This is a genomic window from Sediminispirochaeta smaragdinae DSM 11293 (genome assembly GCF_000143985.1).
Lineage (GTDB): Bacteria > Spirochaetota > Spirochaetia > DSM-16054 > Sediminispirochaetaceae > Sediminispirochaeta > Sediminispirochaeta smaragdinae.
The window spans coordinates 887,401-908,014 of the sequence record NC_014364.1; the positions used below are offsets into that span (position 1 = coordinate 887,401).

General features: G+C 45.4%; 16 protein-coding genes. 6 read left to right on the plus strand and 10 right to left on the minus strand.

Annotation, left to right across the window (positions count from 1 at the left end; genetic code table 11):
• Positions 1–98 precede the first annotated feature (98 nt).
• Positions 99–1,685 carry a sensor domain-containing diguanylate cyclase gene (locus SPIRS_RS04300; RefSeq protein WP_013253451.1) on the plus strand — a complete coding sequence of 529 codons (1,587 nt, stop codon included), beginning with the start codon at positions 99–101 and terminating at the stop codon, positions 1,683–1,685.
• Between the two features lie 96 nt (positions 1,686–1,781).
• Positions 1,782–2,957: an iron-containing alcohol dehydrogenase gene (locus tag SPIRS_RS04305; protein ID WP_013253452.1), complete on the plus strand. Its 1,176-nt coding sequence runs from the start codon at positions 1,782–1,784 to the stop codon at positions 2,955–2,957.
• A gap of 14 nt (positions 2,958–2,971) precedes the next feature.
• On the opposite strand, the gene SPIRS_RS04310 is transcribed toward SPIRS_RS04305, so the two are convergent.
• Positions 2,972–5,116 (minus strand): diguanylate cyclase domain-containing protein, encoded by a 2,145-nt coding sequence (locus tag SPIRS_RS04310; protein WP_013253453.1) that lies wholly within the window; start codon positions 5,114–5,116, stop codon positions 2,972–2,974.
• A gap of 12 nt (positions 5,117–5,128) precedes the next feature.
• Positions 5,129–6,559, minus strand: a complete 1,431-nt coding sequence (locus SPIRS_RS04315; protein ID WP_013253454.1) for an extracellular solute-binding protein — start codon at positions 6,557–6,559, stop codon at positions 5,129–5,131.
• Between the two features lie 413 nt (positions 6,560–6,972).
• Here SPIRS_RS04315 and recQ point away from each other — a divergent pair, with 413 nt between their 5' ends.
• Together recQ and SPIRS_RS04325 are read left to right on the plus strand one after the other, a co-directional pair.
• Positions 6,973–8,778, plus strand: a complete 1,806-nt coding sequence (recQ, locus tag SPIRS_RS04320; protein WP_013253455.1) for a DNA helicase RecQ — start codon at positions 6,973–6,975, stop codon at positions 8,776–8,778.
• 293 nt (positions 8,779–9,071) lie between these two features.
• Complete coding sequence (locus tag SPIRS_RS04325) at positions 9,072–9,713, plus strand: C39 family peptidase (protein WP_013253456.1); 642 nt, start codon at positions 9,072–9,074, stop codon at positions 9,711–9,713.
• Here SPIRS_RS04325 and SPIRS_RS04330 read toward each other — a convergent pair.
• Positions 9,703–10,299, minus strand: a complete 597-nt coding sequence (locus tag SPIRS_RS04330) for a LysE family translocator (RefSeq protein WP_013253457.1) — start codon at positions 10,297–10,299, stop codon at positions 9,703–9,705. The genes SPIRS_RS04325 and SPIRS_RS04330 overlap by 11 nt on opposite strands.
• 105 nt (positions 10,300–10,404) lie before the next feature.
• Between SPIRS_RS04330 and SPIRS_RS04335 the strand changes: the two genes are divergently transcribed.
• Positions 10,405–11,823, plus strand: coding sequence for an aminotransferase-like domain-containing protein (locus SPIRS_RS04335; RefSeq protein ID WP_013253458.1), 1,419 nt, complete (start codon positions 10,405–10,407; stop codon positions 11,821–11,823).
• Positions 11,824–11,991: 168 nt separating this feature from the next.
• On the opposite strand, the gene SPIRS_RS04340 is transcribed toward SPIRS_RS04335, so the two are convergent.
• The 7 genes from SPIRS_RS04340 to SPIRS_RS04370 form a co-directional block, all read right to left on the minus strand.
• The gene (locus tag SPIRS_RS04340; protein WP_013253459.1) at positions 11,992–14,208 is read right to left on the minus strand and encodes an FAD-binding protein; all 2,217 of its coding nucleotides are present in this window, start codon (positions 14,206–14,208) and stop codon (positions 11,992–11,994) included.
• Positions 14,209–14,336: 128 nt separating this feature from the next.
• Positions 14,337–14,729, minus strand: coding sequence for a helix-turn-helix domain-containing protein (locus tag SPIRS_RS04345; protein ID WP_083771455.1), 393 nt, complete (start codon positions 14,727–14,729; stop codon positions 14,337–14,339).
• Between the two features lie 25 nt (positions 14,730–14,754).
• Positions 14,755–15,525 carry a hypothetical protein gene (locus SPIRS_RS04350; RefSeq protein ID WP_041865981.1) on the minus strand — a complete coding sequence of 257 codons (771 nt, stop codon included), beginning with the start codon at positions 15,523–15,525 and terminating at the stop codon, positions 14,755–14,757.
• Between the two features lie 229 nt (positions 15,526–15,754).
• Complete coding sequence (locus tag SPIRS_RS04355) at positions 15,755–16,444, minus strand: hypothetical protein (protein WP_013253460.1); 690 nt, start codon at positions 16,442–16,444, stop codon at positions 15,755–15,757.
• 83 nt (positions 16,445–16,527) lie between these two features.
• A complete protein-coding gene (locus tag SPIRS_RS04360; protein ID WP_013253461.1) occupies positions 16,528–17,301 on the minus strand; it encodes a hypothetical protein in 774 nt (257 codons plus the stop codon).
• A gap of 14 nt (positions 17,302–17,315) precedes the next feature.
• On the minus strand, positions 17,316–18,014 hold the full coding sequence (locus SPIRS_RS04365) for a hypothetical protein (RefSeq protein WP_013253462.1): 699 nt from the start codon (positions 18,012–18,014) through the stop codon (positions 17,316–17,318).
• Positions 18,015–18,123: 109 nt separating this feature from the next.
• A complete protein-coding gene (locus SPIRS_RS04370) occupies positions 18,124–19,752 on the minus strand; it encodes a hypothetical protein (protein WP_013253463.1) in 1,629 nt (542 codons plus the stop codon).
• 147 nt (positions 19,753–19,899) lie between these two features.
• On the opposite strand from SPIRS_RS04370, the gene SPIRS_RS04375 reads away from it, so the two are divergent.
• Positions 19,900–20,607, plus strand: coding sequence for a hypothetical protein (locus SPIRS_RS04375; protein WP_013253464.1), 708 nt, complete (start codon positions 19,900–19,902; stop codon positions 20,605–20,607).
• Positions 20,608–20,614: the final 7 nt, after the last annotated feature.

Genomic DNA, 20,614 nt, shown 5'->3' on the forward strand with positions numbered 1-20,614 from the left:
AAGATAAGTAACTTTTCCTTTTTGTCCAAAGCTGGCTATCTTATTGTCGCTGTAGTATCTTTTTAGTATTCTTGATGCATGCAGGATGACATAAGGTGATGTCTGCCGATCTGATTTTCTTTCAAAAAAGTGAATGGGAACATGTTACGTTTTCTCCTGCGTTTTCCTGTTCCTATGCTCTTCTTGGAAAGTATACCTTACTCGTCCGTGGCAACGGCTTTACAACCGAAGAAACCGAACGTGCCTCACTTGCATTTGGCAAAAGGATCGCCGATGAGTATATCCCCTCGGACGGGCCCTTTATCCTCATTCATGATTGGCGCCGCTATCGGGACGGGACGCTCCAAGCCCATAAGCTTTTCATGGATTTCATCGTTAATAACAAGCAGCTTAAAGTTGTTGTTTTCTGTAATTGCAGTTGGAGTCAGGAACTTAGCATACGGCTGGGCAGGGCCTTGGGATTCCTTAAAACCGGGATACGTATTTGCAGAACCTATCAAGAGGCTGTAAAAGTGGCGTCGTTTTATGTGGAAACAGGTTCCCTGCCTCCTGACAGGCTTGATCCCTTCGCTTTCCTGCATACCAAAACGGCTCGCTATAATAAGGAACTTCTCGACTATCTCGAAAGCATCGACTGGAAAAGTGGAAAACAGACCGGCAAAGTGGCCCTTCATTATCGGCATCCACTTCTGCCGGTCTTCGACTCAATAACCCTTATCCGTTCGGAGCTGGAAAAGACCTTTCGGGAACGTGACAGGGCGGAAGCGGCTCTTAGAGAACATCAGCAGAATCTGGAAGCGTTGATCCACGAACGTACCGCCGCTTTGAAAGCAAGCGAAATTAAATATCGAAAGCTTTTGGAACTGACACCTGCGGCGCTTGCTGTTCTGACACCGCACCTCTCAGTCTCTTATGTCAATGCTGCATTTACGACACTTTTCGGGTATGCTCTGGATCGTTTTTCTTCTCCCGCTTCCTTTACCGCGACATTATGCCCTGATCCGGCAATGGAGGCTCAGTTTAAGTTTTTTCTGGCATCACATTTGCCGGAAGATCGTGACCTTACCTGTACCACTGGCAACGGAACCATTATCTACGTTCAGGTTTCGTTGAACACTATCTCCGATTCCCTACTTCTTTCCTTTACCGATATTACCCTTAGAAAAAAAACGGAATCCCGGCTTTTTGAATTATCGTTGAAAGACGAGCTGACCGGTATATATAACCGAAGACATTTTGTCAGTGTACTCTCTCAGGAGTTGCAGCACTATCAGCGTTACGGTACGCCGATTAGCCTGCTGCTTTTCGATATCGATCTCTTCAAAATAATCAACGATACCTGGGGCCATCCCGCTGGTGATTTTATACTCCGGGAGCTTAGTTCCAGGATTGCCGGGCAGATTCGAGACATAGATATCTTTTTCCGCACCGGAGGCGAAGAGTTTGCAGTTGTTATGCCCGGAATCACCCTTGAGCAGGGGGAAATCGCTGCAGAGCGTTTGCGGGTAATTGTCGCCGATACCCCTTTCCTCTGGGAATCAGAGGAGATTACCGTTACCATCAGCATTGGGCTGGCAGAGGCCGAACAGCCGAATAGTGACCCGAAATCGTTTTTTCGAAAGGCTGACGATAGGCTGTATTGGGCAAAAAAAGAGGGACGAAATTGCGTTTGCAGCTCACGATGACAATGAAAAGCGTATTGGCTGCTCCAGCCCTTGTGACAAGAAGATCGAAAAAACGCTATACTGGAGGCATAGTAAAATAAAAGAGGTGTTTGCGCTATGGAAAATTTTGAATTTGTAAGCCCTACCAGGATTATTTTCGGCCGGGGAACAGATAGAGAGGTAGGAAAAACTGTGGCTCAATACGCTAAAAGGGTGTTGATTCATTATGGAAGCGATCGGATAAAAACGTCGGGCTTATTTGATAGAGTCGTGAGTTCGCTTACTGCCGAAGGGCTTGAATATGTTGAGCTCGGCGGAGTGGCTCCAAATCCCCGCCTCTCTTTGGTGCGCGAAGGAATCGAACTTTGTCGGAAGCACTCTGTTGATCTTATCCTGGCAATTGGCGGAGGAAGCGTTATCGATTCGGCCAAGGGAATTGCCGCCGGGGTTCCGGATGCGGAACACGATGTGTGGGACTTCTTTCTCGGCAAGGGGACTCCGAAGGTCTGTCTTCCGATAGGTGTTGTCCTTACCATACCTGCCGCCGGAAGCGAGGCCTCCCGCAGTTGTGTTTTAACCAATGAAGATGGGTGGTACAAGCGAGGCTTGGGAAACGATCTCTTCCGCCCCCGCTTTGCCGTGATGAATCCCGAACTTACCTTTTCCCTGCCGCCCTATCAAAGTGCCAGCGGTATCTCCGATATCATGTCCCATATTATGGAGCGTTATTTTACCAATACCACCAAGGTGGATCTTACCGACAGGCTCTGTGAGGCAACCCTCAAAACCGTCATTGAAAATGCGTCGCTTGTTATCCAACATCCCGAAGATTACGACGCCAGGGCGGAGATCATGTGGGCCTCCACCATTGCTCATAATGACCTTTTGAGTACCGGTCGCATCGGGGATTGGGGATCGCATCAGATCGAGCATGAGCTTTCCGGAATGTACGACGTCACCCACGGCGCAGGGCTCGCTGTTATTCAGCCCGCATGGATGAAGCATGTGTACAAACATGACCTCAAGCGATTCGTTCAGTTTGCCGTACGGGTCTGGAATGTGGACGAGCGTTTCGATGATCCGGAGAGAACCGCCTTGGAGGGAATCGGGAGACTAAAGGCCTTCTTTTCATCTATCGGGTTGCCGGTTAGCCTCAAGGAACTGGGAATACCCTCCGATCGTTTCGACGAAATCGCTGCAAAAACCTTTCAGGAACGAAGTACCGGTGTGGGGAATTTCGTCAAATTGACGGAGTCGGACGTAAAGGCCATCCTGGAGCTTGCAAGGGAATAATTTCCGCCTGCGTTCTATGATATGACATTCCTGTCGCTCCCGGGAAAGGTGGTGTTTTCAACATAACTGCCTTTCCTATTGCCTTTTGCTATGTAGAGGGCTTCATCGGCGAAGTGGAGCAGTTCGTCATAGGTGAACTGTTCCGACTCGATCCACATCAGCCCAGCGGAAATCGAAACAGGTGCTGATTTTCCATTGGGAAATGATAGAAGCTTCGCCACTAGCTCTTCATAAAAGGCTTCCATGCAGCGGCGAATTCTCTCTTTGCTTTCGAATCCGTGAAGCAGGAGGATGAACTCATCACCGGAGCGACGTCCGAGAATCTGGTTTTCTTTTGGGGCGATTCCCCGAAGTTGCTCCACTGCCGCGACTATGTATTGATCGCCCCATTTGTGCCCGAAATTGTCGTTGACCTGTTTGAGATTGTCCAAATCAAACATGACAAGCGCTGCTAAGGAACCGGAAGAGTTTTCTCGCCATCTTTCGAACTCCCACTGAAAGCCTTTTCTGTTTAACAGTGAGGTAAGTGGATCATGATCCCTTTCCCGCTGAATCTGCTTCTTCTCCTGTATCTCACCTGTTACATCAATGACAACCCCGACGATGATGCCATCATTTCTCGATTCTTTGTAACGGATCCAGCGTGTGGGGGTTTCTCCAATCGCATACACATCGGTTTCCGTGCTATCGGGTTTTGAGAATAAGTGATCAAGTAGCTCTGTGAACGTTTGTTGATTTTCGTACAGCGGTGCTTCCTTTTTATCGATGTTGATGATATCCCAGAAGTATTCCGTAACAAAAACTTTACCCATGGCCGGATTCATCTCGAAAGCGCCTATGGGAAGTCCAAGCATCGCGATGATTTTTGTAAGACGTGAGGCCGATTCCAACATTCGATGATTGGTAATTTCGACAGAACGCGAAAGTTCGTCAAGCTCCTGAAGACCTGTCGGCATAAATTGGAGTTCATGCTGGAGATCGATATCCCTGACCTGCTTGGCAAGTACGACAATAGGTTTTGTCATTTGGAAACTGATCAGGGCTCCCCCCACCGTACCAATCACAATAGAAAAAAGGAGAGAGATGAGGATGATCTGACGGATACGATTGGCATAACTGAGAAGATAATCTTTGCGCATGATACCGATTAGATACCAATGTTCGTTTTCAAACGGGGTATTAAATTTGTAGAGCCCCAGTTCTTCGACGGCGGCATACAGGCTTTCTTTACCTGCATGATTTTCTATCGTATAAATATGCTCCTCTTCGTCGACTATCGAAAGCTTCAGCGGTTCTGTTTCCTTGATAAATCGTCTTTGCAGTGCTCCACCCATGATGAGTGGAACCTTTTCCTCGTTCTCTTCGTCGCTTGAAGCAATAAAATACCCCAACGAGTCACGGGGTTGAAGCTCCTGAGCAGGGAAGAATTTTGCCAGGTGGTTCAACGTAAGTTCGGTCCCAATGACGCCGCGTAATTTTCCCGAATTATCGAATAAGGGAATGGAATAGGTGATGATCGGGATATCGTGCTCGTTCAAGGTAAAGGGTTTGCTCCAATATCCGAGAAGTGTCGCCGCACTCGCTACGGTGGCCGCTTCATAGGGTTTATTGATAAAAAGGTCGGAGCCCTCTGTCGGGTGAAATCGGTACTGCCATGTCTGGTCCATGGGGATCATAAGCACTTCGGCCAACTCCGGTGACCCGCACACCATATAGATATCATCGTTACTGTAGGGGTTCATCATGGGGTCGTAGTCTCGGAGATATACGGCGGGAAATCCCTTGCTTCCGTTATCAATAGGTTTGATGATGATAAATACCCCGGTGGCCTGGGTCGCCCTGAGCATGGGAATCATCTGCGTGACAGCTTCCCTGAAGAATCCTTTTGTATCGGATTCATGTGTTGAAAGCAGTTTGCGGATATTAGCTATATAGGGATCATAGTTTGTCCAGCTATTTTTCATCTCACTTTGGAGGTAGGCCTTTCTGCTGTTAACCTTATCGTGAAAGGCCTGATAGGCATTTTTCTCGGCCTGGTAGATCACGCCTCCCACGATCAGTGTTCCACTGAAAAGCAGGGTTTGAAGGACGATAATTCCGAGAATTAATCGCGTTATCTTGTGGACAATGGAGCCTTTCTTCGACCGTATTCCCTTCACCGGTAGTCATCCCTATTTTTGCTGAAGGAGGAGATGTGCCTGCCCTTGAATTTCTGTATACCAGGTACTGAAGGCCTCTTCAGAGGTTAATCGGGTAAGCAGAGCGGTCCTGTCCCCATTTCCTTCCATCTCCCTTTTTACGCTGTCCAGGTCGGCTGAAATTTTTGCAATAAGCATCTTCTCCAGAAAATCCCTTATTTCGAAGCTTCCCCTGAAGGGTTTGCTGTTATAGAGGGTATAGGTGTTGAACATATCATCGCTTGCCGTGAACGAGGCCACTATCGCTGCCGAGGAACTATTTCCCGCAGAGGCTTCTTTGATGAAATTCCCCCCATCCAAGGCCTCATTGGTAACCGGAAAGTATCCTGTGGATAGAGCGAATTTCAGATTTTGAGGCGGCTGGGTAAACCATTTCAAAAACAGGGTGGCTGCGTACACATGGGCGTCGTCACTTTTCGTGATACACATACCGGCCCCTTGCTGAATCGCAATGCGCTTTCCGTTCTCAAAGCAGGGGTAGGGCAGCACAAGAGGCTCTATTTTCTGTACATCTTTGTCATTGAACGCCACCTCGGTCGGAAAGTATGCGGCCCCCGCAGTTGATCCCGTGTAGGCCAATACGGTCCCGTTTTTGGCATCGTCGGAACTGAAGCGTCCCGATTTGTCAAAGTATCCATACATGTAGGGAGTATAAAAATAGCTCCAGATCGCCTTGGCAACCTTCGGGGTAAGATTGAAACTCGCTGTTCCATCTTGAGAATAGTTGAAGAGTTCAGTACCCAGCTGCATGCTTGCGACTATCATGTAGTTCGCGTTCGAATCCACCCCGAAAAACCCCTTGCCCGTGGCTTCGTAGTAGGCTTTCGATACCTTGACGAGACCTTCCCAGCTTGAGAGATCCTTTTCAGTAAAGCCGTAGGCTTTTGCAAAAGGTTCCCAGGCCGTTCGGTTGACATAAAGGTTTTCGGAAGACTTTGCTATGGGAAGAATGTAGTATTTGTTGTCGGTAATGAATCGACCCTCTTCAAGGAACTCCTTTCGGTATGTGCTTAACTCCTCCTGTGAGAAGTATTGTTCAAGATTCACAAGCGGAACAATTTGATTGACCCGAAAGGCATTGTCTGGATAGGAAGCAAAGATATCCGGCATGGGTGGGGCACCGATAGATCTATTGGCGGCATCAAAAACAGCGGCTCCCAGCTGATTAACATCGCCCTGGCTTTGGGCATCCACAACGATTCCCCGATCCATACCTATCGTTTCATTGAATTCTGAAACGAGGCTGTCGAAGACCACCTTCATATTGCCGTTATAGTAGTGCCATAAGGTCACCGTAATGGGCCTATCCGGATCTAACAGTGTCTCTCTTTTATCCGAAGAGCAGGCTGCTACGGCCAGAAGCACGACGGCCAAAGATAGTATCAGTTTTCCGTACGATTTCATCGTTTTGACGCTCCATTTGAAACCAGAAGGCATAATTTCACCCCATTCGATTGTATCAGGATTTTTTCGGTTTACCAAATACTTATATAGTGTTCGGAATCCTGGTGGTACACATGCCATTTTGCTGGTAAAATACTTGTTTTTATGCCGGTGCATACTTTTCCCCACGGTTTGGTTTGTAGGTAACTGCCGGAGAAGGGATATTCCGTCCGGGATCATAGTGAGAAGATTAAGAGGGATATTGAATCGACGGTGACCTGGATGATGTCTCCTGACGGATGTCGAACGTGCTTCGACTCTTATTGAAGCATGGATCATAACCTGTCGTGGGAAAACGAAGAGATAACCTTTCTTAGATTCTCAAAACATCCGCGTTATGCACTGGCATCGGAGGGGGGCGTACGAAAATAGGTATGAATGAAGTCAGAAGAATTCTTAAATCGGTTTTCGGCTACTCCTCCTTTAAAGCGAACCAGAAGGAGGTTATCAACGCCATCCTTGCAGGGCGGGATCTTTTTGCCGCCATGCCCACCGGGGGCGGAAAGAGCCTCTGCTATCAGATTCCGGCCCTGCTCTTTGACGGGCTTACCGTTGTTGTCAGTCCTCTGATCGCCCTCATGAAGGACCAGGTTGATGCGGCCCTTAGCCTGGGGATTCCTGCGGCCTTTTTGAACAGTAGTCAGAGCCAGGAGGATGCCACCGAAACCTACCGTCGTCTTTACCGAGGGGAGATTAAACTCCTCTATCTTTCCCCCGAGCGTCTGGCCGTCGATGGTTTTACCGAGCGCTTGGCAGCCTTTAATGTTTCTCTCTTTGCCGTGGATGAGGCCCACTGCCTTTCCGAGTGGGGCCACGACTTTAGACCGGACTATCTGGCCCTTGCACAGTTGCGTACCGCCTTTCCCACGGTTCCTATCGCCGCCTTTACCGCCACCGCGACGGTTCGGGTGCAGGAGGATATTATCCGGCTCCTTCGGCTTGAAGATCCCTTTATCCTACGGGCATCCTTCAATCGAAAAGAACTCTTCTATCAGGTTTTACCCAAAACCGAGGTTCTCTCCCAAATCGCCCAGTACATAGGAGCACATCCGGACCAGTCGGGAATCGTCTACCGCCTGAGCCGAAAAGATACCGATAAAACCGTCGACTACCTGGGGAAACTGGGTATCCGTGCCTTGCCCTACCATGCAGGAATGGACAAGGATGAGCGGGCGCGGAACCAGGAACGTTTCAACAACGATGATGTTCAGGTCATTGTCGCCACCACGGCCTTCGGCATGGGAATCGACAAGAACAACATTCGCTACGTGATCCATGGTGACCTACCCAAGAGCATGGAGGGCTACTATCAGGAAACCGGCCGTGCCGGGCGGGACGGCTTGGAATCCCAATGTATCCTTTTTTTCGGTACCGCCGACATTGCCCGTCTGAATTATTTCATTCGGCAGATCGAAGATCCTGCCGAGCAGCGACGAAGCAGGGAGAACCTGGATAGAATGGCCCGCTTTGCCTCGGTCAATGTTTGCCGGCGCAAGCAGATTCTAGAATATTTCAACGAAACCTTCGAGGGTAACTGCGGCAGCTGCGATGTCTGTACCGGAACCACAAACGAGATTGATGCCGGTACAGATGCGCGAAAGCTCCTTTCCGCCATCTATCGCACCCGTGAAGGCTTTGGAGCTGGTCACATTATCGATATCGTCCGCGGCGCCGATACGGAGAAGATCCGCAAGAACGGACACGCCGCCTTGAAAACCTACGGCGTGGGGAGAGACAAGAGCAAGAAGTGGTGGATGGGCATTGTCACCGAACTCATCGGCCAGCAGATGATCTTCCGTGACAGCGATCGCTTCAACGTGCTGAGGATTACCGAAGAAGGGCGAAAGCTTCTTTTCGGCAACGAGCCCTTTTTCATCCTTGATCCCGGAGGCAAGGCGGAGTCCTCTGCAAAAGCCCCTTCTTTTGAACAGACAGCAGCCGGTGGTGCTCCCACCCCGACAAATACGCAGCTACTTACCAGGCTGAAGCAGCTGCGTACTCGTCTGGCAAAGGAGCACCACCTTCCCCCTTACATCATCTTTTCCGATAAGACCCTCACCCAGATGGCCGCAGCCCTCCCCGAGACCAGCAGCGAACTGCTTGCCATCTCCGGGGTAGGGGAGAAAAAACTTGCTGCCTACGGCTCGGATTTCTTAGCGGTGATCCGGGAGCATATGTGATTCATTTGTGTGAGGCTGCATTTCTTCCTGCAATCTTCAGGAAGAAGCGTAGCCATGCCCTTTAATATAATCCAAATGTAGTGTTCCGAATCCTGGTGGTGTGCGAGTCACTTTGCCGGTAAAATCCTTGCTTTTATGTCAGTACTTTCTTTTTCACATAGTTCAACTTTCAGTTTATTATAGGAAATGGAATTACGTTCCTTCAATCACCAGGATTCGGAACAGTAGATTCTCTTTATGCGCTATATTTCTATTAGCAACAGACACAAGAAAAACGACATAAGCGGAGAGCCATGCGAAAGCCTATTACGATTTTTTCCCTCCTTTCACTACTTTTTGTGTTTTTGTCCCAAGACCTTTCGGCGGAGGGGATCTCAATCGATGTACCCTCCTATACCCAGGGCAAGGAGGCTCCATGGGCCGATGAAACGTTGGGTATAGACTCGTGGGTTACCATCCGCAGCCACGGCTGCGCCCTGACCTGTATCGCCATGGTGGTTTCGTATTTTACCGGGGAGGAGAATAATCCCTCGGTGATGAACCACTGGCTTCAGATGCACGACGGTTTTGAAGTTGACAGGGAGATTGTTGATAATGTGGGGCAGGCTGTTTTGAATTGGCCGGCCCTTACTGCCTACGGGGATGGCTGGGTCTATACCCGCTTCGACTGGAAAGCCCTTCCTGCCGATATCATCCTGACGAGGTATTATCTTGATCATGGCATTCCGGTTATCGCCGAGGTCGTCTATAAAGGGGCTCCTCACTATGTCGTGCTGACCGGCTATGATGAGAAGGGCTTTACCATGAATGATCCGGAATTGCCGGATGAGCACTCCTTCAGCGAGGTCTACAATGTAAGTGACACATGGGGTTCGGGGGCGGCCCGCAATCTCTACGGGATACGGGTTCTCTACCCCCGAAGTCTCACAGAATAATAAAAACAACCGATGCGGCCGTCAGGCCTCCCAGAGCATAACGAATTCCTTTAGCTCCTTTCTCATCCCCCATCCATCGGTTCAAAAATGATCCGAAGGCGGCCCATACCGATACTGAAAGGGGTGTTATGACAAGAAAGCATCCGGTGATCAGCAGTACGGAGGCTAGGTACTGGTTTCCTTCCAGCGTATATACGCTCATGGCCGTTATCGTCGTAACGTATATCTTAGGGTTAAGATACTGCAGTGCCATTCCCTGGAACACAGTCAGGGGCTTCTGAGTGTGTTCTTTTCCCCTGCTTTTACGGTTTTGAAACGCAATGTGGAAGGCCAGGTATAAAAGATAAAGGGTTCCGATGATTTTCAGGATGTTTTGGATTACCGGGAATTCCTGAAAAAGCAACCCCAGTCCCATTGCGCTTAGGACAAGCTGGCTTTGTAGTCCCAAAACGATACCGATAATCAGCGGTAGATTCTTCCTGTAACCGAACTGCGCACCGGATACCGTGAGGAGCATGTTGTTCGGGCCCGGGGTGATGGTCATAGAAAGGGTGAAAAGGATGACCGGTATGAAGATTGACTGCATAAGATACCTCCAGGTGTTTCGTATGCAGTGAGTATGTGAAACTGTGCTAAAGGTGAACAGATGCAAAAACTTGACAATCGTACCATAACAGATTAGGTTTCTGTTATGGTCTCATCCGAAAGCGAATTCCTCTACGAAAAAATCGTTCGTCAAATTTCCGAGGCTCTTGATGAGGGGGTGATCGTCCGGGAAGAAAAGCTGCCGTCCCTGCGGCTCATGAGCCGTCGTTATCACTGTTCTCTTTCGGTGGTGATGCAGGCCTATGAGGTTTTGGAGGCGCAGGGGCGTATCTATTCCGTGGAAAAATCGGGATTTTTTGCAGCAGATTGTTTATCTGTTCCGCTTCCGACGCCAGAGAAGGAGCCCTTTTCCCTCAAGTCCAGGGAGGCCAAACCGGTGAGCATCCTCGGAAGGATCGTGGAGGCCAGCAACGATCATTCTACCATCCCTCTTGGCGCGGGCTTGCCGGATTCCTCCTATTTGCCTTTGCCCGCTTTGAAACGGGAATTTCATACCCTTTTGAAGGAGCAGCCTGAATGTCTGATTGAATATACCGATGAGCTGGGAGATCCCGGTCTTCGTAAGGAAATAGCAAAGATCATGAAGCTCCGCGGAGTCATAGTGAATCCTGAAGAGATCTTACTGACAAACGGATGCACGGAGGCCCTTTCCCTGGCAATACAGTCCTGTTCCTCACCGGGGGATGTGATTGTTTTGGAGTGTCCGATTTTTATGGGGACGATTGGAATGCTCAAGAAGCTGAAGCGGCGTATTATCACCGTGCCGACCTCCCCTGAAACTGGTATGGATCTTGGCCGTTTGGAAGAGGTGCTGCGCAACGAGGATGTCAAAGCCGTGGTCATGACGGCCCTCTATCAAAATCCTCTCGGGTTTGTTATGCCGGAAGAGGCAAGGAAACGGGTGGTCGAATTGGTCGAACACTTTGAAACCGTACTTATCGAAGACGATGTTTATCATGACTGCTCATTTCATCATGCACAGGATCGGTGCCTGAAAAGTTTCGATAGCTCCGGCGGAGTGCTCTACTGTGCATCTTTCTCAAAAACACTTTCCCCAGCCATGAGATCCGGCTGGCTTATCGGAGGGACCTATCTTCATCGTTGCCGAAATTTGAAGATGTCCCTCACATTGGGCAACAGCGGCTTGTCTCAGAAGGTCCTGGCACGCTATCTGGCCACCCCTGGTTATGAGCGGCATCTGGTGCGGCTGCAAAAAACCATGTCCCGTCAGGCCAGGGAGATGTCTGTCCTTTTGCATCGATACTTGCCCGAAGGTACCGCAATTTCCCAGCCCAAAGGGGGCTATTATCTTTGGGTCGAGCTACCGCAGGGCAACGACACTTTGGCTCTTTTTGAAAAGGCTCTCGACTTGGGAATCAGCATTGTTCCGGGGAAGGCGTTCTCTCCTGAAGAGCGTTACGGCAATTGTATGCGAATCACTTTTGCCTCACCCATGACGCCGGAAATCGAAGAAGGAGTCAGAAATCTTGCGGCTTTGCTATAAGCGCCTGAGAAGTTTGCTTGATTTCGTCAGGATCAGCCGCTGCGCCGGAGTGGCGGTGATCTGTTGGGATAGATATATTCCGGCCATACGCTTGGAAGATTGACTCTCTTCCAGCGTATGGCCGGGCATGAAAACCACCACGATTCAGGACAGTAACTTTATGTAAAATTAGTTCCTATTTGAATAATCAACGGCATGTTCACCGGCTATTCTTCCTGAATTATAAGAATACCCCATAGTGCAGCCCGGGATATCGTAGTAGGGGTAGCCCATGAAACCTCCTGTATCCTGTCCTGCCGCATATAATCCTGCTATCGGCTGCAATTCTTTGTTGACAACCTGGAATTGTTCATTAACTTTTATTCCGCCGCTTGTTCCGAATATGGCAGGCTCCATACGGACAGCGTAATAGGGGCCTCCATTAATTGTCTGGGTAAGCCATACAGGATTCTTGTAAAAATCATCATCCTGCTTTTGATCAACCATTTGCTTGTATCTTGCTACCGTATTAACAAGGACATCTTTCTCAACTCCCATCTGGGATTCCAGTTCTTCGATGCTGCTGCCCTTACATGCAATATGTGCATCCATGGCTCTCTGCATCTCATCCATGATGGAGGTAAAAGGGACCAGAGCCCTGCCTCTCCACAGAATCGTTTTCTTGAGCATTTCGGTGGTTTCTTTTGGAAACAATCCCGGAAAGCCCTGAGTATGCAGGGTATCAAGGGTGGCTTGATCAAATATGACATAAAAAGAGCCTGCGGTCCTTATTGCCGAAGCCCCCTTTGCAAGAGGTTGTTCTGCACAAAGTCCCTCATCCATAAACCTTTTGCCTTCGATATTTACCTGCAGGAGGCCTCCGTAATTCAAATACTTCATGAAGTAACTGTTGTAATCCAGGGTGGTGCTGGCAGCAAATTCCGTCAGGTGAGGAAAAATTTCCTCGTTCATCATTGCTCCGGCAGAAAGGGCCATGTTCAACCCGTCGCCGGTGCTGGCAGATAGTCCTGAAAGATAATAGTTGGAACTGCCTGTATACCTTTCAAGCATTTCAGGGTTTCCTCCAAACCCTCCGGTGGCAATGATAACGGCATCGGCATGTACTGTTACAACGGTTCCATCCTTTTTTACAGCCTTGAGCCCTGTGACCCTGGCTCCGTCTATGAGCAGCTCTGTAGCGGAGGTTTCAAGAAGTAGCTTTGCGCCTGCCGGAAGGATATAATTGTCGTAAAGGTCCTGCATTTTCTGTGTACCTTTTCCGGTATCGTGGGTATATCCGTATCCGCCTATCTTTAACTTGTACCCATGAGCAGCTAACCAATCCGCGGTATCTCCTGATTTTTCAAGAATGGTTTTGACTATCAAGGGGTTTGCGGTCCAGTCCGAGTATTCCATCATTTCCTTGAAAACCTCATCGACTGTCACCTTTGAACCGGCAGCCTTTGTAAAGGAGCTTTCAACCCCGATAAACCCCGTGGAACAGACTCCCATACCCCCGATTTTTCCCGTCTTTTCTACAATGACAACATTGGCGCCTTTTTCTATGGCCGCAAGCGCAGCGGCAGTGCCCGCCGTACCGCCTCCTGCTATAACAACATCAGCCGTGTATTCCTCAGTGGAATTACGTTTTTCGGTTTTTGCATTAAAATCCGTAAAATCGGCGCCTGCTTGTTCCATGGCCTGGGTAACCGCAGAAATAATACCCCGGCAGGTCATGGTGCATCCGGAAACAACATCAACAGCGATACTTTGTTTTTCAACAATATCCTTCTGCATGCGTTCTATTGCCGGTTCCTTGAATCCAGGGGTATCGTCACAGTTTGTAACGGTAACATCAAGGATCGAATCTTCATCAACCTTTACATCAACTGTTATCGGTTGTATTACCTTGGGCGAACCGAAACGGGCACCTTCATTGCTTCCCTTGGCCCATTTCCCGTATGCACTTCCAGTGTAAACTCCGGGTGCCATTGGTGTCTTCTGTGCTGAACCCTTTTCTTTATGTGCCTCGGAATGTGTTTCTGAGAGCCGTTTTAAATCTACACCCGATGGCTCCAGAGCGTTTTTGACCGCTTCCTTTATTGCATCGCTGACAATAGTCGCGCCGGACACCGTATCCACAGCCAAACTCTGGTTCTTAATAATCTCAGCTGGAATCAGCTTCAGAGCAGTGTCTGCAAGACCTTCTGTCTCATGATTTTCAACTATTTTTATGCTGTTAATTGAGTCCTCATCAACAGACACCTCTACTTTGATCTGGCCGTTTTTACCCTGGGCCGTTCCGATATACGAGCCTGCAGTAAAACTCAAATTTGATGGATGACATCCGGTAAAAAGCAACATGGCAGCTATTGCCGATATCAAAAAAGCATAACCCTTTCTCATTGTTAGTACACTTCTCCTTTTTGAGTCTAAATACCTGTATTGATAATTTATTACCTATTATAGCAATCAACGGAAAAAAGAGGTGTTTCAATATTGCTGTTTCGGTTTCACTTTTGCTACTCAGGTTTTTATGGAGTTGCTCTTCTAAATGAGCTGGGACTAATACCCTCATGTTTCTTGAATAACCGGTAAAAGGTAACCCGGCTATTAATGCCTACGCTGCCGGCTATCTCATCTATTGTTTTATTTGTATCAAGAAGAAGCTCTTTTGACCTATCGATCTGCACCAGACTGATGTAATCAACAAGTGAAATGCCCATTCTCTGTTTAAAAATTTTTGAGATATATTTGGAAGAGAGATCCATATGAGATGCTACCTTCTCCATATATAATCCGTTGCAATAATTGTCCTTCACATATTTTATGATGTGCTCAACCAGAACCTTATTTTGACATGCTCTATTCTGGCCTGTAATTTCCATCACCCTGAAATAAAAGTCCAGAAGACAGATAAGTTTCAAGTCATAGTCGCATATAGCGGTATTGTCAAGTATTAAACAATTCCTGTTCAGTTTCTGTTGAAACTTTTTTCATATCAAGTCCATTCTCTGCCGCATAGCGAATTGCTGTACTGAATAACTGCATAAACAGAATATTCATATGCTTATGCGACAAAAAAACTCTTTTGTTTTCATCAATAATTTCTATAAAGACTTTATTAATGCTTTTAAAGTCATTCGTTCTTAGGTAATTGAGTATCTTTTTTTCCTGGTCAAACGTATAAAGAATATTATATGAAATCGTTATGTCATCAGAATCAACAACCTGATAAGCGGTCTCACTCTTTCTATTGCCAATTGCGGTCATTGCATCACTATATGATTTCCAGATGTTATTGATGTGGTGACGAACTCTTCCTATCCCTATTGTCAATTCAATGTCGGTAGTATTAACTCCCCAAAGACGGAGTATGTCTGTCAGCACCCTTTTATCATCTTTATCATATAAATTAACGATGTAAACAAGGATGGTACTGCTGAGCTCCATGGTATAGACACTAAACCTTTCTTCTAATGTACTCCTAATCGCCTTTTTCAGGTCTTTTACATGTATAGTTATGTTTTCAAGAGCCGTGGGAGTCTCCATTCTACATTTTATTTCTAAAACGCAGCAGGTATAATATTCTCCGCTGAAACCCAAGAAATCAGAGCAATCTTTTTCAAAAATATTGCAAACTCCCGGTCGAATACCACGGAGATACTCCATGAAATTTAGATCAAAATATGATCTGGTAAAATCTTTTTTCTTACTCGCCATATGAATTGATCAGAGAAAACCTGACGCTTTTCCCTTCCTTGCTCCCGCCTTTAACTTGAACTATATCCTATAGTATAGGCAGAAGGAAAGAACGTTCAAGTGACTTGACTCTCGTTATTGTTGCGGAACTTGAAAGAACCACAGGTTTTGTCGTCAAACTGTTCATAAGAGATAAAACAAACGGCCTATAGCTTTTCGCTTTAGGCCGTTTTATAAAGGTTATTGGTTGTCAACTTTTTGAGGGAGGAACTTCCTGTGCTGAGAATTCATCGGTTTGCAGCATGAGATCGGGTATGGCTTCACTTAACGACTTTGTCATATCAAGGAATTTCCCACGAATATTATTGGCCTGAGTAGCAACCTTAAGTAGTTCATCATCAATGGACTCGGTATTCCCCGGATCAAGCAGGGAAGCAATCTTGTCGAGAATCGATAAAATGTTCTTATTCAAGTCGAACATTTGATCTTTTTCCTCATTCAAATGCTTGCCAAGATGGTTCACATCAGAAATAGTCACCGGATAAATTCTGTATCCCTCCAAAGGGTTATGGTACGTTCTTCTTAACATACCCAAATAAACAAGCAAGCTTTTCTCATAAAGCCCTCCGCGTCTTGCTGCTGCAAAGGCTTGGAAAAAATCTCTGATTATATAATAATTGGCCTGGATGTTTCCAAAGAACGTATCAGGATCGGTAGTACCTACTAAAGCATCTACAACCCAGTGATTTCTGATAGCCAACAACTTGAGATATATCGGGTAATTATCAGAATTAACCCCGACCTTGTTAAGATAAGAAGCATAGGCAATCGCACCATCGACTGCTTTTGCCTCTTTACACTTCAGAATATCCCGGAGAAACGAAAGCTCTAGCTTGTTCAGATCATCTTCCTGCCAGCCCTCTTCTTCCCATCGTTTCATGATACATTTCTCCTTATCAGTCCTGTTCGGACAAGAGGATTTCTCTTGCCACCTTGTTGCCCTTGAAAGGCACAACTACTCTCCTATTTCTTTTTTGTGGCAGCAGGTTTTTCTTCTTCCGGTTTAGCAGCTGGTGTAGCACGAGCTTGTGGCTTTGTATTTTCGCTAAGGCTTCCATTCTTTCTGGGATTGATTTCAAGATCCAAATTAGGCTCGGTTTTTAATAGTACATCGGGAATAACATCCACAAGGCGTTTCGTTGAATCGAAGAAATTATTTCTGATATTATGGGCATGTACAGCGAGGTCTTCCATTTCTTCGTCTATATTTTGTCCTTCAAGCTCACTAAGCTTATCCAAAACATCCAAAATCGACCGGTTCAATAAATCATCCTGTCCTTTTTCTTCTATCAAGTGTTTTCCAAGGCTGTTTACGTCTGCAATGGTTGGGGGATAAATCTTGTATCCATCTAAGGGGTTGGAATATGTTGCTTGGAATACTCCAAGAATGATTCCAAGGGTTTTCGAATAAATTTCTGCAGGATGATATTTTGCCAAAAAACTAAAGCACGTTGCAACGATAAAATAGTTTGGCTGTATTGAGCTAAGAAAAAGGAATGGATCACGTGTCCCCAGTAAGGAATCGATAACATGGTGATTTCGAACACCAAGAACCTTGAGAAATATTGGATAGTTGCTCGATGTGATTCCAATACTATTGAGATAATTGGCGTACGTCATCGCTGCTTCAACTGCTTCGACAGTACGAACTCCCATAATTCCTTTGAGTTGGCTATATTCGATAGCAGCAATATCTTCCTTGGAATAGGCTTGTTTCTTATCAAAAAGTTCTTTCATCGTGTTCTCCTTTATTAATCTACAAAGACTTTCTCTGGTGGTATTTCTTTTGCAATATAATCCGACTTGACCAAGAGAACCTGAGGAATAATATCTTCCATCTTTTTCCGTTTATCGAAGAAAAACGTCCTAATGCTGTTTGCCTGTCTGGCGGCCTGCTCGATGGCCTCGTTTTCGGTCGTCCCTGCCAAAGAACCAATACGATCAAGAATATCAAGCATGCATCGATTGTTGAGATCGTCCTGTCCCAGTTCTTTGTTCAAATGTTTTCCCAAATTATTAATATCGTTGATACTGACATTGTATATACGATATCCATCCTTGGGAGAGCTAAAGGCTGCCTGGAGAACGCCGAGAATGATAGCCAGCGTTTTGGGATAAATACCGCCTGGATGCCAATTGGTAAGGAGCCGGAAAGCATTTAGAATGAGATAATTATTAGGGTGCACTGAGCTTAAGAGCAGAAAAGGATCTTTGTTTTCGATTAAAGAATCGATAACCCAATGATTTTCTACTTCCAAGAGGCGCAGAAACAGTGGATAATTGTCATTATCGAGACCAGCAAGATGTAAAAATCGAGCATAGCTGATAGATGCCTCCACCGCTTCAACACTTCGACAGCCAATCATCCTTTCAATAATGGTTATTTCAACATCCATTATTGATTCTTTACTCCAAGTTTCTTCAACACTTCGAGTTTGTTCTTTATCCATCGTGTTCCTCCGTTTTTATAGTTTGAAGCACATATCCATAGAAAAAATTATTGATAACAGAATTTGGAATGTCAATTTTTACAACATTTTTTTCAAATATTTTTAGAAATCATAGTTTTTCTACTGTTATCGGATTTTCAGGATATATAAGATCTGGAGATGTAATTTCAGGATTAATCGAAAGTATATAGTTAAGAAACTCGGTCCACCCACTATTTGCTGCCGATAAGGCTTTATGCCATGTGGTATGTGGATCATTTTTTATTTCCTGGTAAAGAACCCAAAGACTTTCTCCTTTTGAGGGGTACCATACAAAAGTATAAGGACCTACATTCGTATATGTAGAAGATGCTTGGGTATAAGATTTTCTATCTGATATGACTGGATGCGAGTCTGGAGTTTGTATCCCTGTATTAATAGTGGTATTTGGTTTCCCTATTTCTTTAGATGAAGGTTTTTTTTCATGAAAAAGGATTGCAATTAATCCCATAACTATGATTAGAAGAACAATAAAAGCAATAATACGACAACTATACTTTTGTTGGTGACGTTTTACTGTTTTTTTCGATAGATTATTTTTTTTGATATCCTGTTCTAAGAATTTCCCAGGTATTCTGTTTCGGCTGAATTCTACCGTAAACGTAGTTGCAACATTTTTGACCTCTTCATCTTTTTTTATTGTTTTCTCTTCGGTATTAATATTGACCTGTGTATACAAAGGTATATGTGTGGTGTCGTTTTTTCTTGCACTATGTTTTAGAATGGATTTACTGTCTTGAAGTTTTTCTTTATCGGCGTTTACTCTTTTTATTTTCCAAAGAATATCGTGTGCGTGAAGGAATCTTAACGATTTATTGCTTATCGTTTCCGAAGGATTGTTTGAGCTCATCGCTGTTCTCTTTTTTTTTGACTCAGGAAAAAAACGATGATCTTCGACTATAGGGTTAAAGATATCGGTATGCTCAGTACTATGCCTTGTATCGATATGAGCATGATAGATCCCAGGTGCATCGTTGCTTTTTGTATTCTTCTTGACCGCATTGGTTGAGGTCGACGGCTCGTCGTCAAAGAAAAGGGGATCCGACAAGACCGCTTCTTTTCGTTTTTCAACTTCTTCTATAATGTCTTGCAATGAAGAGAGATAGTTCATTACGCCGCTTTCAATATTTGCCGGGAGATCTACATCAATTCGAGAAAGGAGGTAGCAAATGAGTGCTTTATTTTGTTCCTTTACGTCATTTTTGCATAAAAGGCAGACAAAAAAGAGGGCTGTCATTTCCGGGGTATGAACCGACTGGAAGTGATCGATTTGCATGGCATGATAGATTGCTCGTTTATATGATATGAAATTTCTTATGGAAATATCATAGGATAGGTCATTGGGAAGAGGGTTTTTCCCTATGAAAAGCTCTGAAAAGAGAAATGAAAAGTCCTCCTGCCCTATATTTCCATAAAGGTGACGGTAAAAATTTTCTGCAATGGCAAAGTAACCTTTGCCCAATTTGTGGTAGAGCAGCAGTGAAAGAATCTTTTCTCGGGACGTTCCGTCGGATTTTAAAATAGAGTCGGTATATTGCAAAATCGAAGCCTTTGTTTTCTCCCCTTCAGGGGAAGTTGCTTCAAGAAAATTCTCGACAAAGGCATTCAATAATTGGCCTGTCTGGCTTTTCCACCCGTGTAAACGAACAAATGTATAGAGATCAAGAAGTTCTTTGTCCAGGGAACTGTTTTCCACCATAAGCCCCCGACTTGGTATTTACTTAAATACTAATAAACGCCAATTGTGAAAACAAATTTCTTTCATGATCATTAGACAACGGGAAAATAATAGTTTTATACTATCTCTGTAGAGTAAGAGTAGTGTATCATCAGGGAAAACAGAGGAATGAGTATTCCAGATCAATATGACGATATCTTGATACAGAATAAACAAATCATTTTGAATGGGATTATAGGTGCGGCAACTCCTTCTGAAGTTGAGTCTAGCGTTTTTTTTGCTCGATATATCAGGAATATCGGTATCAATCCTACTAATTATTGGATCTTTCTCCGGATACTAGAAACCAACAATAAATATATAGTAGATTCTCTGGTCGGAAATAATGATCCACGTCTTCTTTTTACTATCTTAAAGCCTAACAGAGCTATCATCAAAAGAGCGTTTCAACTCCTGACAGTTTGGCATCCCGGCCAAATCTATTATAAGGTTCTTCTTGCCATTCTTGGTATCATCGAATCTTGTTATCATAATGCAAACGACGGATATGAGATTTACGATTTGGATATTTCAGAACTAAATAATATTGGAAAATTTCTTGATCCGGAAATGGATCAAGATTATCTCATAAATGCGACTATTTTGGATATTCTTGACTGGATTTCTTCTCTTGGACGATACGATGGAGATCTGAGGAAGATAAACGTTGCAAAGCAGAGCCATGGTATCAGAATGGCCTATTTTGATAACACGAAAAAATTAACTGATATTATTTCTAAAGTATTATTGGTCAGGATCGAACGGGAAAAGAGCGAGGTTAAGCCCTCACCGGAGTTTCTTGCATTTATGGAAAAACTTTCTCATACTTCTATATAAGATGTTT